15 protein-coding genes are annotated in these 15,414 nt (G+C 46.6%); 5 read left to right on the plus strand and 10 right to left on the minus strand.

The window, feature by feature from the left end; genetic code table 11:
• The first annotated feature begins 77 nt into the window (after positions 1-77).
• Entirely contained in the window at positions 78-1,847 is a 1,770-nt protein-coding gene (locus BMY78_RS17255; protein ID WP_090901069.1) for an Rqc2 family fibronectin-binding protein, read from the plus strand.
• Between the two features lie 193 nt (positions 1,848-2,040).
• On the plus strand, positions 2,041-2,487 hold the full coding sequence (locus BMY78_RS17260) for a GNAT family N-acetyltransferase (protein ID WP_090901072.1): 447 nt from the start codon (positions 2,041-2,043) through the stop codon (positions 2,485-2,487).
• Positions 2,488-2,642: 155 nt separating this feature from the next.
• Here BMY78_RS17260 and BMY78_RS17265 read toward each other — a convergent pair whose 3' ends face one another.
• The 8 genes from BMY78_RS17265 to BMY78_RS17300 all read right to left on the minus strand — a co-directional run bounded on the left by BMY78_RS17265 (position 2,643) and on the right by BMY78_RS17300 (position 11,202).
• Complete coding sequence (locus BMY78_RS17265; protein ID WP_090901075.1) at positions 2,643-3,503, minus strand: PHP domain-containing protein; 861 nt, start codon at positions 3,501-3,503, stop codon at positions 2,643-2,645.
• A gap of 81 nt (positions 3,504-3,584) precedes the next feature.
• Positions 3,585-4,484 (minus strand): selenium metabolism-associated LysR family transcriptional regulator, encoded by a 900-nt coding sequence (locus BMY78_RS17270; protein ID WP_090901078.1) that lies wholly within the window; start codon positions 4,482-4,484, stop codon positions 3,585-3,587.
• Between the two features lie 131 nt (positions 4,485-4,615).
• Entirely contained in the window at positions 4,616-5,053 is a 438-nt protein-coding gene (locus BMY78_RS17275) for a hypothetical protein (RefSeq protein WP_063565592.1), read from the minus strand.
• A 216-nt stretch (positions 5,054-5,269) separates the two neighbouring features.
• Positions 5,270-5,533: a YlbG family protein gene (locus BMY78_RS17280; protein ID WP_063565591.1), complete on the minus strand. Its 264-nt coding sequence runs from the start codon at positions 5,531-5,533 to the stop codon at positions 5,270-5,272.
• Between the two features lie 80 nt (positions 5,534-5,613).
• Positions 5,614-6,051, minus strand: coding sequence for a YlbF/YmcA family competence regulator (locus BMY78_RS17285; protein ID WP_090901080.1), 438 nt, complete (start codon positions 6,049-6,051; stop codon positions 5,614-5,616).
• A 141-nt stretch (positions 6,052-6,192) separates the two neighbouring features.
• Entirely contained in the window at positions 6,193-7,995 is a 1,803-nt protein-coding gene (locus tag BMY78_RS17290; protein WP_177185758.1) for a helicase-associated domain-containing protein, read from the minus strand.
• Between the two features lie 161 nt (positions 7,996-8,156).
• The gene (locus BMY78_RS17295; protein WP_090901085.1) at positions 8,157-9,833 is read right to left on the minus strand and encodes a DNA repair helicase XPB; all 1,677 of its coding nucleotides are present in this window, start codon (positions 9,831-9,833) and stop codon (positions 8,157-8,159) included.
• A gap of 199 nt (positions 9,834-10,032) precedes the next feature.
• Entirely contained in the window at positions 10,033-11,202 is a 1,170-nt protein-coding gene (locus tag BMY78_RS17300) for a M20 family metallopeptidase (protein WP_090901087.1), read from the minus strand.
• A gap of 212 nt (positions 11,203-11,414) precedes the next feature.
• Between BMY78_RS17300 and BMY78_RS17305 the strand changes: the two genes are divergently transcribed.
• Both BMY78_RS17305 and ftsW read left to right on the plus strand, forming a co-directional pair.
• Positions 11,415-11,762, plus strand: coding sequence for a YugN family protein (locus BMY78_RS17305; protein WP_053784292.1), 348 nt, complete (start codon positions 11,415-11,417; stop codon positions 11,760-11,762).
• A gap of 13 nt (positions 11,763-11,775) precedes the next feature.
• A complete protein-coding gene (gene ftsW, locus BMY78_RS17310) occupies positions 11,776-13,065 on the plus strand; it encodes a putative lipid II flippase FtsW (RefSeq protein WP_090901090.1) in 1,290 nt (429 codons plus the stop codon).
• 193 nt (positions 13,066-13,258) lie between these two features.
• Here the strand turns inward: ftsW and BMY78_RS17315 are convergent, their stop codons facing one another.
• Entirely contained in the window at positions 13,259-13,621 is a 363-nt protein-coding gene (locus BMY78_RS17315; protein ID WP_024631137.1) for an Asp23/Gls24 family envelope stress response protein, read from the minus strand.
• Between the two features lie 183 nt (positions 13,622-13,804).
• Here BMY78_RS17315 and cax point away from each other — a divergent pair, with 183 nt between their 5' ends.
• Positions 13,805-14,875: a calcium/proton exchanger gene (gene cax, locus BMY78_RS17320; RefSeq protein ID WP_090901092.1), complete on the plus strand. Its 1,071-nt coding sequence runs from the start codon at positions 13,805-13,807 to the stop codon at positions 14,873-14,875.
• A 191-nt stretch (positions 14,876-15,066) separates the two neighbouring features.
• Here cax and BMY78_RS17325 read toward each other — a convergent pair whose 3' ends face one another.
• The gene (locus tag BMY78_RS17325) at positions 15,067-15,360 is read right to left on the minus strand and encodes an Fpa/YlaN family protein (RefSeq protein ID WP_024631139.1); all 294 of its coding nucleotides are present in this window, start codon (positions 15,358-15,360) and stop codon (positions 15,067-15,069) included.
• Positions 15,361-15,414 lie beyond the last annotated feature (54 nt).

Genomic DNA, 15,414 nt, shown 5'->3' on the forward strand with positions numbered 1-15,414 from the left:
ATACGAATCTGCAACGGGTTCTTTTTTACATATCCCGGTGTTCATTTCAGTTATAGATAGAGAGGACGTTGAAAAAAATGGCATTGGACGGCATCGTAACACGAGCTATCGTGCATGAACTGCAAGGCTGCAAGGGCGGACGAATCAGCAAAATACATCAACCTAACGGCCATGATGTTGTACTGACCCTCCGTGCTCAGCGCGGAAATAGCAAATTGCTTATTTCGGCCAGCCCGACATATCCGCGTGTGCATTTTACCGAAAAAACGTTTGTTAACCCCACTGAAGCTCCGATGTTCTGCATGCTGCTGCGCAAGCACTGCGAGGGCGCGATCATTGAGGATATCCGTCAGATTGGCATGGAGCGGATTATTCATATTGACGTGCGTCAGCGTGATGAACTGGGGGATGTTTCGGTCAAACGGATCATCATTGAACTGATGGGGCGTCACAGTAATATTGTTTTGGTCGATCCGATAACAGGAACGATTCTGGATGGAATTCATCACGTAACCCCGTCCATCAGCAGTTACCGGGTCATTATGCCTGGATTTTCGTACACCGAACCACCAGAGCAGCATAAAAGCAATCCACTGGAAGTTAGCAGCACTGAATTCCGAAATAGCTATACTGCTACTGAAGAAGAAGCCTCTCGCTGGTTGGTGAATTCATTCAGCGGTCTTAGTCCGCTGATCGCAGGAGAGATTACCTCTCGGGTATCTGCCGATCAAGGTGACGACCACGCTCTAAGCGAAGGTGAAGATGCTAGAATCGAAGCCGATGCGCTGTGGACTGCTTTTGAGTCCGTCATGGGGCCAGTAAGAGATAATAGTTATACGCCTGTAACCGGGCTAAATGCCAAAGGCAAAATGATTTTCTCAGCCGTTCAGCTTCAGAGCATTCAGGACGCAGAGAAAACCTATGACACGATGAGCAAGTGTATGGAGGATTATTACGGAGACAAGGCTGAGCGGGATACGGTTAAGCAAAGAGTGAGCGATCTTCTACGTTTTCTGCAAAATGAGCGCAGCAAAAACATCAAAAAGCTGGACAACCTGAACAAGGATCTGTTGGAAGCCGACGATGCGGATAAATTCAGATTATGGGGTGAGCTGTTGTTTGCCTCCCTGCACCAGGTTAGTAAAGGGGACAAAAGTGTGGAGCTTGTGAACTTCTATGATGAAGATCAAGCCAACATTACCATTCAGCTTGACCCATTACTAACACCGTCTGACAACGCTCAACGTTATTTCAAACGATATAACAAATACAAGAACAGTCTGGCAGTTATTCATGAGCAGCTTGGAAAAACGAAAGACGAGATCAACTATCTCGACAATTTGCTCCAGCAACTGTCTATCGCATCCATGAACGACATCGAAGAAATTCGCGAAGAACTTGTACAGCAGGGTTATCTTCGTGACCGCAACAAAAAAGGAAAAAAGAAAAAGAAAAACGACCGCCCTACCGTGCATCAGTTTACTTCTTCGGAGGGAATTGAACTTCTCGTAGGCAAAAATAACCTGCAAAATGAGTTCGTCACCAACCGTCTGGCTTCTGCCAATGATACCTGGTTGCATACCAAAGACATCCCCGGTTCACATGTCGTCATTCGCAGCACAGACTTTGGCGAAGCAACCCTGGAGGAAGCTGCTCAACTCGCGGCTTACTTCAGTCAGGCCAAAGAATCCAGCAGCGTGCCGGTGGACTACACCTTTATCCGACATGTGCGCAAGCCAAGCGGCTCCAAACCAGGCTTTGTGATTTATGACCATCAGAAGACCCTGTTTGTGACGCCGAACGAAGAACTGGTTAAAAGTTTGCCATCCACGATCAAAAATGGATAAGATGTTTGCTTTCAACCCTGTTAGGCAACATAAAATCCTCCGGAACAAAAGACGGTCCGGAGGATTTTCTTTGTTCTCAAATAAATATGGAAGTCATGCAGTTGATCCATTTTATTTTTTTGAATATAAATTCATTATAATGTATAATAATTCAATTGTGAAATCTATATATTAACTTCTAAGGATGTGTCCCATGACGCTAAATATCAGACCAACTCAGCCTAATGATATACTGCCGCTGAGTGCATTAATGCAAGAGTATGTCGTCGGCTTTTATAACAACCCCTGGCCTGGTGATCAGGCAATCGAGCTTTTGTTCAAAAACCTGCTTGATCAGCAGATCGGTGTTCAATTCGTTGCAGAGCAGGATGGTGAACTCATCGGGTTCGCTACACTCTATTTTACCTACAGCACGATGAAGGCAAACCGCGTGGCCATTATGAATGACTTGTTTGTGACGGAAGCTTGGAGAGAAGGCGAAGCCGAGGCCAGATTGTTTGAACATTGTCAGCGATATACACGTGAACACGGATGTGCTTACATGTCCTGGATCACAGCAGCAACCAACGAGCGGGCACAGCAGTTATTTGAACGCCTTGGGGCTGCTCGCGGCACATGGGTGAATTATTCCATCACCTAGCCCATTATAGGCAATCCAAAAGGACATAGAGACATGGCTAGCGACTAACGCTCACCCATCTCTATGTCCTTTCTTTTTTTCATATTCAATTTTAGCACGATGACATCCGATCCCTTATACCCAGTCTCATACAACAACTGAAGAGAGTTTCCGAATCAAGACTTTGCGGCGGCAGCCCGGAGTTTATCGAGCACATCAATGGTTACGGTTTTGCTACCCAGATCCCCGTGGAATACTACCCCTTGCCTTACACCATGGTAATCCGAACCGCCTGTTTGAATAAGCCCAAATTCCTGTGCCAACTCCGCATATCTGCGCTCTTCTTCTGGTCCATGATCCGAATGAACCACTTCAATACCGTCAGGGCGGGAGTCCTCCAGAATACGACGAACCAATTCATCGTCTCCGTATAAACCAGGATGAGCAATAACAGCAGCACCACCCGCATCTTTAATCCACTGGCATGCGTCTTCTGGTGCAACTCGGGGAACCGACACAAAGCCCGGTTGACCTTCAGCCAGATAACGATTGAACGCATCCCTCATATCAGCGGCATATCCTTTCCGTACCAACACATCGGCCATATGAGGTCTACCGATGCTTTCATCCGGCTCCAGCGGTCGGCCAAGGCCATCAATGACCTCCTGCCAGCTAATTTCGAGTCCAAGCTCTTGCAGCTTGGCAATGATCAGATGATTGCGTTCCTCTCTCGCTTCACGCAGCCCGCGCAGTCGATCCAGAAATTTCTCATCTTCTGTATTCACATAATACCCCAGCACATGAATATCCTTACCGCCTGCGCGGGTGCTGATCTCTACTCCTGCCACAACGTCAACCCCATATTCACGGCCAGCCTGCTGTGCCTCGGCTACACCCGCTACGGTATCGTGATCCGTCAGCGCAACCGCAGACAGACCCCTTTGTTTGGCAAGCTTCACATTCTCGGCAGGTGGCTGCATTCCGTCCGACGCTTGGCTATGCGTATGAAGATCACAACGTCCGTTAGATTGATGCATGAACAACAGCTCCTTCTTATATCAAGTGATTAGCTGGACGAATTTCTAAATGATATTATCCTCTTATTCCGCTCTTCCTTCTCATAATGTCTGCTCCTGCTGACGTAAATAATTCAGGAAAGCTACTGCTGACAAGGGAAGTAATGAAGATTTCAGATGTATAGCGTAGAATTGTCTTTTGAACTCAAGCCCACGAATATCCACGATATGAACCAGTCCAAGAGCCAGCTCATGCTGAACCGACGACGGGGATAACATGGTGATGCCCACACCCGCTTCTACGGCAGATTTCACAGCACCTGTACTGCCAAGTTCCATCACTACATTCATGTCCTGTGGGTCTATATTTCTCTTCTGCAGCTGATCCTCCATCACCTGACGGGTGCCTGAGCCTTTCTCCCGCAGTACAAATGCGTAGCTCAGCACATCCTCCAGCTCTACTTCACCACGATCTGCCAGTGCATGTCCTGCCGGAACAACCAGCTTCAATTCATCCTGCATGACCGGCTCTACAATCATATCCGGGTGATGAACCGGGGCTTCAATCAGTCCAAAGTTAAGCTGATGTTTCAAGATATCGTCCATAATTTGCGTCGTATTCATCACTTTCATAACGATCGAGATATCCGGGTATTGACGGGCAAAAGGACCCAGCATGCGTGGCAGCACATACTCACCAATCGTCAAACTTGCACCAAGCTGCAATCGGCCTTGCAGCATTTGTGTAAACGCAGACATCGCCTCATCTGTCTGTCTGACCAACTCTACACTGCGTTTGGCATGAGGCAGTAATGTCCGCCCCGCCTCGGATAATTCTATTTTCTTGGTAGAACGATGCAGCAGCTTGGTCCCAAAATAATCCTCAAGCGATTGAATCTGCATCGTCACCGCAGGTTGTGTCATATGTAGTGCTTGCGCAGCCGCTGAAAAACTTCCCTTCTCTGCTACGGTATAAAAAATATGCAATTGATGAAAATTCATATCTTCGCCCCTCTTCTGTACGCTTTCCCCATTGTAGCCGATTTCGTGAATTCCAACAAAAAAAGCATGCAGCTTGTCTGCATGCGATGTAACCTGAATCTATCAATTCGAAAATATGGATTATTCCAAACTTACTTATGCTTGCGACTGTTCTTGACAAGAGTCATTCGTCTTGAATGTCTTAGCCAAGAATAATACGATTTTAAATCCCGCAGTTCAATTGTCTCGGACATTTTCCCCAGAAACGTAACCACAATCATCTTATGAAGCGGATTGCCGGCGATATCATATTCCCCTTCAAGTTCGGAAAATTCAGCAACCACGACCAGATCTTCGTCGATCAGGTAAACATCCTGCTCATTACGGTAGTATGGTGTAATACGGTCCTGCTTCAGACACTCCCATAACCATGCCGCAATATGGTCATCATCATTACGTGCCGGCTCAATACGGTCTGCATACCGCATCTTGGCATGATTGGTAATGACGATGTCGGCCACTTTTTTGTCTCCAAGAGCCACGAAAAAAGGCTCATACGTGCTCCAACGTTGCATCACCTTATCACGCATGGGAATCACTCTCCACCAGATAGGACTTTCTATCTATTTATTTACCCAATATATTACAACATAAGTCCCGCAACCTCAAGGCGTAACTTCAGTTTTTTTCACAAAATCCAGTTTATGCCTAATTCAATAAAAGAGCGGCCCCGAAGGACCCCTCTGGTGAATCGTTTCGGAATGTACTGTGGCAACAAGTTCACTGTACATACCCAAACCATTTTGTTATATTCCGTAAAAACTCGTTTTGTCCATTGTTTTGCTAGCATACTCTGTTTTGATCTCATTCCGGTAGGAACGTTCAACCTTGCGCACATAGGAAAGTCTGTTCACATTTTTCATCGTATCTTCTGCCCGCTCTGCATTAACATACATGACGACATAATGCATACGGCGGGAGATGTAATGAACGGTACCATACTTTTCGAGATTACGAGCCGCTTTCAAATCACTGACCCAAATAATGAATCCTGTCCTTTCCGCAAACATCATTTTCCCCGCCTTTCTATAATGGAGACCGGAGCCTCGGAAAGGTCCGGTCTGTCATGAATTTATTTTCTGATCACATCTTAGCTACAACCGCACTTGCCTCCGCTACCGCAGCCGCCCTTCGGATTCGGATCATTGCTCGGAACCTTAATGGTCGTTGACACGGCGAATGCAATTGTCTCCGACATCTGGAACAACATATCGTCCAATGCCTTCTCCGCCTGTTTGAAGCGGGCTACCGCCTCGAAACGTTCCAACTCCAGCTCCAAAGCCTGGACCTGATCTTTTGCGGCGTGATAGTCCGGGTGAAAATGCCCAAAACGCTGGGTTTCTTCGAATAGTTCCTTTTTGGCGTCCAGCTTGCGTATTCCCGCCTGAATTTCAGGGTTCGTCTCCACTTGCTGCTTCCAATATAAATAATCCGATACTTCGGCTGATTGGTTAATCATGTCGCCCAGTTCATATGCGCCCGTTAACACTTGGGCCATATCGACCGTGTTCATTTCCGCTACGCTCATGAAATTCATCCTATCTATATATAAAGTTCTACTTAACGTAGACTACTTCATCATATCATATCCCCGAAAAGTTAAGAAGAGTTTTTCCTGCAAATAGAAATATGGGGAACATGGGATCTGCTTTAGCAAAGATAATCAAACTTATGCATGGTCCGGAATAATCAGGCGGATCTGGTTCCATTCGTTAGGTGAAAAAGTACGGCGTTCTACGGGATCTGTATCACCATCCGCTATGGACCATCCGGTTAGTGTCCAATCTTCATGACCGTGAATCTGATCGGGAATCACGTATACGATATTGTTGTCCAGCTTCAGACCCAGTTTTGTCTGCCATTCAATAGCTTTTGCAGCAATCTGACGGGCAGTGGACACATGATATCCCCGCCACTCGTTATGCCACATCTCCGGGATCTCTCCGTATCCGGGAAACAGCCCCGACTGTTCCGTGATGGAATGATCCTGTTCATACGTGTGCAAATTGGTTTCACCTTGAATGAGCCCTACCCTCCCACGAATATAAAAGAGTTCCTTCTGCACCTCAAGTCCGACATTGAACTCATTTGCCCCGACAATGGACTCATCTGCAATGGCGTCCGACTCTGTCCGGGTCAACTCCTCAGGTAGTTCACTTCTTGATTCATATATCCATGTATCCCTTTTCTTGAATGTATCCGTTGCTTCGTCCTCATCAACGTTCTTCCCAGCATCGATGTGAAGTCGTTCTGCCTCCTGTCCCCACTGCTGGATTGCCAGCTCCACATGCTCAGGCAATCCCGAGGCAGCATACCGCCTAAGGAAGTTTATCATTGCATCCGCTGTAAGACCGATCTCTGAGGCTGCGACGATTCGTTCCTTTGTTATCCGGTATATGGACATTCGATCACGACTTATAAGCTCTGCACCAATATCCAAATTCCAGCGAACCGAAGGAATTACGTCTGGGGGAACCATAATTTCAAAGTCAGGCTGAACAAAAATGGTATTCCCCCCCTCATGTTCCGCCTCATCATTTGCCAAGTTCAGTAAGAGTTTAGGATCAATCTGCCAGCGATAAAAAAGCTCTCCCGCAGTTGACTCACCAACCTCACCATATCCCAAACCTGCCAGAACATTGAGCCACCCTCGAATATGTGTTGAGAAAGATGGTCTCAAAGAATCTCCACTCTCACTATTTACAATTGCTTCTTCCGGATTGTTGTCGCCGTATATAGTTCCTGCTGCAATACTCAACCATTCATTTTCCCGTGAAGCAAACATCAGCAATTGCTGACGAAAATGTTGAAGTTTGGGCTGCGCTATACCATATCGGTCCAGACATATGCTATAAATTTCTCGGTGCATTGAAGACCACGGCATTGATAACCAGTGATAAAGACGATCTGATGACACATGCATTCGATTATGCGCCTTTTCAATCAAACCCAGACTAAGCAGTACATCAATCACAAGGGCCACATGGACTGGATATACATCCGCATGATCGTAACGAATACCTAGTTCGGCGAAGTCTTCAGGGTCCAGAACCGTCATTCGACTTAATCGCTGCACCATTTTCTTGTGGATCGTTCCCTTACTTGTTAATGGAAGTCCGCCTTGAGCTTGACCTTCCCTTACCATCCAAGCCAATACATGCAGAAGCTCCGCAGCAATATCCGGCTTCCCCTCTCGAACAACGTTCACTTTCTGGACTTCATTATTGGAGATGGACTTAGCTTGTGTCATATCATTCTGTAATACGTTCACCTTCTGCTGAACGAAATGTCCGACCCGTGCTGCATAGGCAATAGTTAACAACGAAAGTAATGATTCTGGTATGTAATACAGGCGTTCGCCCCAAGACTTGCGCACAGCTTTAATCCACCCTTTATGCCGAAGCGCTATAAACGCGGTTACTGCTTCAGCTCTGCTAAGACCATTCACAGCCCACTCTGCTGATGTCAACATGTTGGAAAAGGGCTGTCCAGCATATTTGCAGAAAAACACACCAAGTACCATTCTTTCAACGCATGAAAGCTCTTTTAATGAATTCACATTCAGATTACCTTGTGTATGCATTGCTTATCATGCCTTTCCCATAATTTTAAGTAGAGATGTACAGCATTTTTTCATTGCAATTCATGAACGATTTTGTACTCATATCCTTGTTCGACCAGAAACATCTGACGACGTAATGCAAACTCCTGTTCCTTACTGTCCTCGGACACAAGGGCATAGAAATAAGCTTTATTTTTTCCGGACTTCGGCCTTAAGATCCGACCCAATCGCTGGGCTTCTTCCTGCCTTGAACCGAAACTTCCGGATATTTCAAGTGCAACAGCAGCATCCGGCAAGTCTACGGCAAAATTGGCAACTTTGGATACTACAATCGTTTTGATCTCACCACGCCGGAAAGCCGCAAACCATTTCACTCGCTCTTGCTGCGACATCGTACCCGATATGAGCGGGGCTTCAATTTCCCGGGCAATGCTCTCAAGCTGGTCCAAATACTGTCCGATGACAAGCGCTGGCATCCCCTCATGATGGTCCAATATCCGTTTGATCACCGATAATTTGGCCGGATTTTCCGCTGCAAGGCGAAATTGATGTTTCACCTCCGCTTCCAAATAGGTTGATCGTAGTTCAGGAGTAAACGGAATGCGTATTTCCTGGCATTCTACATTAGCAATCCAGCCTTGCTGTTCCAATTCTTTCCACGGCATGTCATATAGTTTCGGACCAATTAGTGAAAACACATCCTGTTCACAGCCATCCTCACGCACCAATGTTGCTGTCAATCCCAGTCTTCTCGTAGCCTGAATATCTGCAGTAGCCCGAAATACAGGTGCTGGCAGCAGATGGACCTCATCATAAATGATAAGTCCCCACTGACGTTCACTAAGCAATTTGATATGAGTAAAATCAGCATCTTTCGATTTTCGATGTGTAAGAATCTGATAAGTAGCCACGGTCACAGGTTTCACCTGTTTTTTCTGACCGGAATACTCACCAATCTGTTCACTCGTTATCGTTGTTTTGTCCTGCAATTCCTGAATCCATTGACGCACGGATGTGGTATTCGAGGTCAAGATAAGGCATTCACATTGTAAACGCTCTAATACAGCCATCCCAATAACCGTTTTGCCTGCACCGCAGGGAAGAACAAGCAGACCACTTCCTCCCATGCCTTCGCTACCTTCAAAAGCATCCACAGCATCTCGTTGGTACGGGCGCAACCGGAAGCCATCAGAACTGTCGCCTAGCGTATTAGCTCGCCATTCGAACGGCAGACTTGTTCCTTCTCGATATCCCGCATAATCCAGCACCGGATAACCCAAACGGGTCAATTCCCGCTTCAACAATCCGCGTTGCTCACCGCCAAGCATAAGCTCATGGGGATCGACACGTTCCATTCGAAAAGCCGAGATGGTCTTCATACTGCTTAATTCATCCAGCAATCGTTCGTCTTCACTCACGAGACGCATTCTCCCATGATCTGCCTCTGGCCTCAGTTGCAGCTTCCCATATTGATGGATAATTCTCTGGATATCCTGAATCAGGGCGGCAGGAACATTCCAACGAGACACGGATTCCAGACTTGCTATCACTTGATCAGCACTCCATCCGAGTGCAGCCGCATTCCACAACGATAATGCAGTGATACGATATGTATGAAAAGCCGCAGGTGTCTTCACCAGTTCGGCATACATCCCTAATTGAGCTCGGGCTTGGTCAAATCCAGAATGACCCACTTCAAGCAATACTGTAAAATCACGCTGGACAATGCAGGCGTCCGTTTTCTCCATTCCGCTGCCTCCCTAATTTAAAAATGAGTTATATGTTTTTCCGAATAACAGGCATCACAAAAAGTCCAGTTCCGGTTTCTTCCGAAATTGAACCTGTATCGTACAACAGTTCGACCTTAACCTAATCATTATAAAAACCTAACAAAAAAAGCACCCTGCCCATACCTTCGTATGAATAGGATGCCCAACTATACTCAAATCATTCGGCTGTATATCCTTTAGCCATTGCTATAAATAGTTTCACCGCATTCTGCATGGCATCCTCATCAAAGTCAAACTTGGGATGATGATGCGGATAGATGGCATTCTTCTCCGGGTTGCCTGCTCCGACAAACATAAAGCAGCCAGGAATCTGCTGCAAGTAATAAGCGAAATCTTCAGCCGGCATCAGCATCGGTGATTTCTGTACATGGTCTGCGCCAAATACATCCACCGCTTCCTTGAAAAATCGTGCCGTTTCCTGCTCATCATTCACAACAGGAGGATATCCCATAATATAGTTCAACTTCGTCTCGGCACCGTAGATCTCTCCGGTCTGAGCCACGATCGTATGCACACGTTCCTTCATGATACTGCGCGTCTCTTCATCAAAGGTTCTCACCGTACCCGTCATTTTGCATAACTCAGCGATGATATTCTGTGCTGACCCCGCCTGCATTGTGCCAATCGTCAATACTGCGGGACGCAAAGGGTCCACTGAACGACTGACAACCGTCTGCAATTGCATTACAAGGGCGGAGCCAGCCACCAGGCTGTCCACTGTGGATTGCGGCATGCCGCCATGTCCACCTTTTCCTTTGATCTCAATATAAAAGTCATCTGCCGCTGCCATCATCGGCCCCGGAGTACTTGCTGCCACGCCTACAGGAAGCGGGGTCCACAGATGAATACCATAGATGACATCTACCCCTTCCAGTCCGCCGTCTGCAATGACCTTGAGCGCCCCACCTGGAAGTAATTCTTCTGCAGGTTGGAACAAAAAGCGAATCTCACCCTTGATCTCATGTTTATGACGACTGAAGTACAATGCCGTGCCCAGCAAAATGGATATGTGACCATCATGGCCGCAGGCATGCATGGCTCCTGCTTGTTGTGATGCATATTCAACGTCCTTCTCGTCCTGGATCGGAAGTGCATCCATATCTGCACGAAGCATTACGACAGGCCCTGGCTTGTCCCCACGAAGGGTACCTATAACCCCGTGTCCGCCAACGTGCCGTCTCACTTCAACACCAAAGCTCTCCAGCATACCCGCTACAAAAGAGGATGTCTTCTCCTCATGAAAGGAAACCTCAGGATTCCGATGAAGATGACGACGCCATTCTACCATGTGGATTTGCAGGTCATTCCACCATATATTATTTGTCATGTCTCTCCATCCTTTCGCTCTCTATACGGGACTTTCATCAAGCCCGAACCTTCCTCTTGAAACCTATTGCTGTATATTGTAGCAGAATTGGAAGAAAACCGATACGAATGACCGCTTGAAAGCTTGCACGGGAAGGGGAAACATACTATCATAAACTAGAGAAAAGAACGAGATTTATACTCTCGGAAGCTTATGAGGAGGATCAGACGCTTATGATTTTTGAGAATACAGGCTTGGATGGCTTGAAGAGCGACTTGGCATACCTGGATGAGAGCGCCGAGAAAGTCGGATTTGTCCGGTGGCAATGGGAATATTATCGTGCTACATATGACTACAAAATTGAAGATGAACAAACCAAATCGGAATACTTTGTACGTATTAATACCCGTGCGATCGATGGCAAACTCGAAAAACCGGATACGGTTCTCGCAGTTGAAGCTGTTTATCTTGGAAAAGCAACCTTTCCGCATGGTCTGGATTATGACTCTACCGTACCGCAGCCAGTCGTGAAGCTGGCCGCCCAAAAATTACAGCAGCTTAAAGAACTGCTGGAAGCTTAGGCTGGGCCAAACCATGAAACAACAAACGGCCCAAACGAAAACGAAGAGAGGCACGCCGGATTTTCAACTGCTAATCCTCACTTTATTGTTGGTGGGCTTTGGACTGGTGATGGTGTTCAGCTCCAGTTCCAGCATTGCAATTGCAAATAAAAGTTTTAACAATGATGCCCTGTTCTTCACGAAAAAACAACTTATGTGGGCGGTTATCGGTTTAGTGGGCATGTTTTTTGCCATGAATATCCGATTTAACAAATACAAAAAACTTTATGCACCCTTTTTCTTACTTACCACGGTATTGCTACTAATTGTATTAGTTGCAGGCAAGAAGGTAAACGGTGCCCGAAGCTGGATTGAAATTATCGGCTTCAGTGTCCAACCTGCGGAATTTGCCAAAATCGCCATTATTTTGTACCTCGCTGCACTGATTACCAAAAAAGGGGAACGGTTCAGGGATCTTAGGACAGGATATATTCCCGTGCTGGTCATTGTCGGATTCATTGCAGGACTGATTATGCTGCAACCGGATTTTGGTACCTGCTTCATTCTGGTTTCGACGTGCGGTCTGGTCATTTATGCGGGTGGAGCAAGTATGAAACACATTATGGGTTCCATTTTGCTCGTAGTGTTGGGAGCAGCATTAGCACTTGGAGCGAATGCCCTTTTTTCTTCCATGTCTTCTCCGGATGATAGTTCTACGGTTTCTGTTAAGGAAGTGAAGCAGAACTACAAGATTGGCCGAATTCAGGCTTTCTTAAATCCACTATCAGATCCAACTGATGGAAGCCTTAACCTCTATCGCTCCCTTGTTGCAATCGGGGATGGAGGCATCACCGGCTCCGGGATCGGACAAGGTACGATGAAGCTGCATTACTTGCCTAATGCTTATAACGACTTCATTTTCTCCGTAATTGGAGAAGAGCTTGGCTTTGTTGGAACTGCCCTGTTTCTGCTGGTTTACCTCTACTTCATCTGGCGAGGCATTATCGTCTCCCTTCGTTGTCCCGATCCATTTGGGACGCTGGTCGGTATAGGTATTATGGGATTAATTGCGATCCAGGCCTTTATCAACATTGGGGGCGTCACCCAGACCATTCCGGTGACAGGGGTTACCCTTCCGTTCATCAGTTATGGCGGTACCTCACTCTTTGTGATGATGGTGGCCATGGGTATTTTGCTCAGCATCTCGCGTACCAATAATTTGGACGTTATCAAGGAAGAGAAAACGAAGTCGGTGACAGTTCAGACACAGACTCGTACCTCTCCCGCACTTCGTTCACGTGAATCCATCCGTCGAATTCGGTAAATGGGACTGTTCCTACCGGAACAAATCATGTACCCCTTCAATAGAAAAAAGCAACACCAAAAAGGCTGTGCATCCGGTGGGGTGCGCAGCCTTATTGTGTGAGCTCGGTTTCGTATACTCGGTACACTCTGTCTATCAAGATGGAAGAACCAAGCCATTATAAAGCTGCTCTTCCATCACGGATTGCTAAAGTTTACAGATCGTCGCCTCTGAAAGATACGCCTTCTACCTTTACATTGACTTCAACAACACGTAACCCGGTCATGGTCTCTACCGCTTCTCTTACGTTCTGCTGGAGCATGCGGGAAACTTCATGAATCGGTGTCTCGTAAAGGACGATGATGCGCAGGTCAATGGCTGCTTCCAGCTGGCCGACCTCCACGCCTACGCCTTTCTGTACGTTTTTACCGCTCAGGCGCTTCGCCCAGCCCTCTGACAATCCTCCAGACATTGCGGCAATTCCGGGTGTCTCCATCGCAGCCATTCCGGCAATTTTCGCCACTACGTCATCGGCAATCCGGATGTTTCCGCCCTCTAGTTGAAGTTGTTCTGCCATGCCACATCCTCCTTCACTTCGTTACTCGTATTTTAAATCCTTTCGACCCCAAAAAGCAAATTAAACTCAAAAAGATGCGTTTACAACCTACCACGATTTGGTTATATTGAAATATGAAAATAATCTCATAAGTGTTTAGTACTATCGTTTAAAACAAAATAATACGTTACCGAGGTGTTTGTTGTGAGAAACCGAATTTCATCCATTTTGCTGATTGCCACCTTTGCACTCAGCGCCGTCGCCCACTACTTGAAATGGGATTCGATTCTGCAATTCGTCATTTCAGCCATTTCGGTTATTTTTGTGGCCGGTTTTTTAGGCAAAGCCACTGAAAATGTAGCCCATTATGCCGGACAACGGTTAGGCGGATTTTTGAATGCTACATTCGGCAATGCCGCCGAATTGATCATTGCCATTTTCCTCGTCAAAGAAGGATTGTTCGACATGGTTAAGGCGAGTTTGACAGGCTCCATTATCGGTAACTTGCTGCTGGTGCTTGGTCTAAGTATCTTTGCCGGAGGACTCAAGTTCAAAATTCAGAATTATAACGTATCGCTTGCCGGCCTAAACGGCTCCCTGATGATTGTAGCCATCATTGCCCTGTTTATTCCAGCCGTATTCCTGAATACCCATTCCATCACACAGAAGGACACGAATACACTCAGTCTTATTGTCGCAGGCTTACTAATCCTTGCCTACATAGCGTGGTTAGTATTTTCCATGGTCACACACAAGAACTATCTTGCAGATGTCACGGTAGATGAAGATGAAGAATTGCCGCATGAACATGCACCCGAGTGGTCCAAGAAAAAATCGATTCTCTATCTCGTTCTTGCAACCGTCATGGTTGCCTTCGTCAGTGAATGGCTCGTTGGCACCCTTGAGGTGTTTACTGAACAATTCGGACTCAGCGAACTGTTCGTCGGTGCGTTCCTCGTTGCCATTATCGGTAACGCCGCCGAGCATAGTGCAGCCATCATGCTTGCCATGAAAAACAAAATCGGTGCCGCCGTGGAGATCGCAGTCGGCAGCAGTTTGCAAATCGCACTCTTTGTTGCCCCTGTACTCGTTTTTGTCAGCTTCTTCACAGGCAGAACGATGGACATCGTATTTACAACGATTGAGCTGGTTGCCATAGGCGTAGCCGTATTTATTGCCAAGTCCATCACACAGGACGGTTCAACGAACTGGTACGAAGGTCTGCTCCTCATGGTCGTGTATATTATTTTGGGTGTATCGTTCTTCCTGGTATAACAGTACTCCCATCACCCTAAATGATTTACTAAAAAATCAGCGCGTAAAAGGCAGCCTGGAAATCGCATTTCCAGACTGCCTTTTCTTATTCCCTTTGCCTGGATCACATCAGAGAAGCTGTCCGATCCAGGCGCACAAAAAAAGCATGCAAACACCTGCATGCCTTCTATTCTGACCCGCGCTATTGCAGGCTATTGCTCATTCTTCTTGTTCAAAGCTTCATATAGAATTGCCAGATTCCGCTCAAGCGCGCTTACCAGCTGCTTACCTGCACCTTCTGGAAGAAGCCCTGCACGAACAGCAAAATCGACTTCCTTGGAGAACCCATACATCTGTGTATCCAATACTTCCTCATAGAGAGGGCAGTAGCGGGTAGCCAGATTCTCCATCTGTACTTCAATAAGCTTCTGTATTTTATCTGCATCTTCTTGAAGAAGACTGATCGCTTTCAAGTGCAACTGGTCCTGCAGATCAGATGAAGTCATGCATTTTTCCCCCCTATGTCCCAAAAATCGCGTAAAGACGTTCTACCTCTAATA

It is taken from the genome of Paenibacillus sp. OK076 (genome assembly GCF_900110055.1).
Taxonomy (GTDB): Bacteria; Bacillota; Bacilli; order Paenibacillales; family Paenibacillaceae; genus Paenibacillus.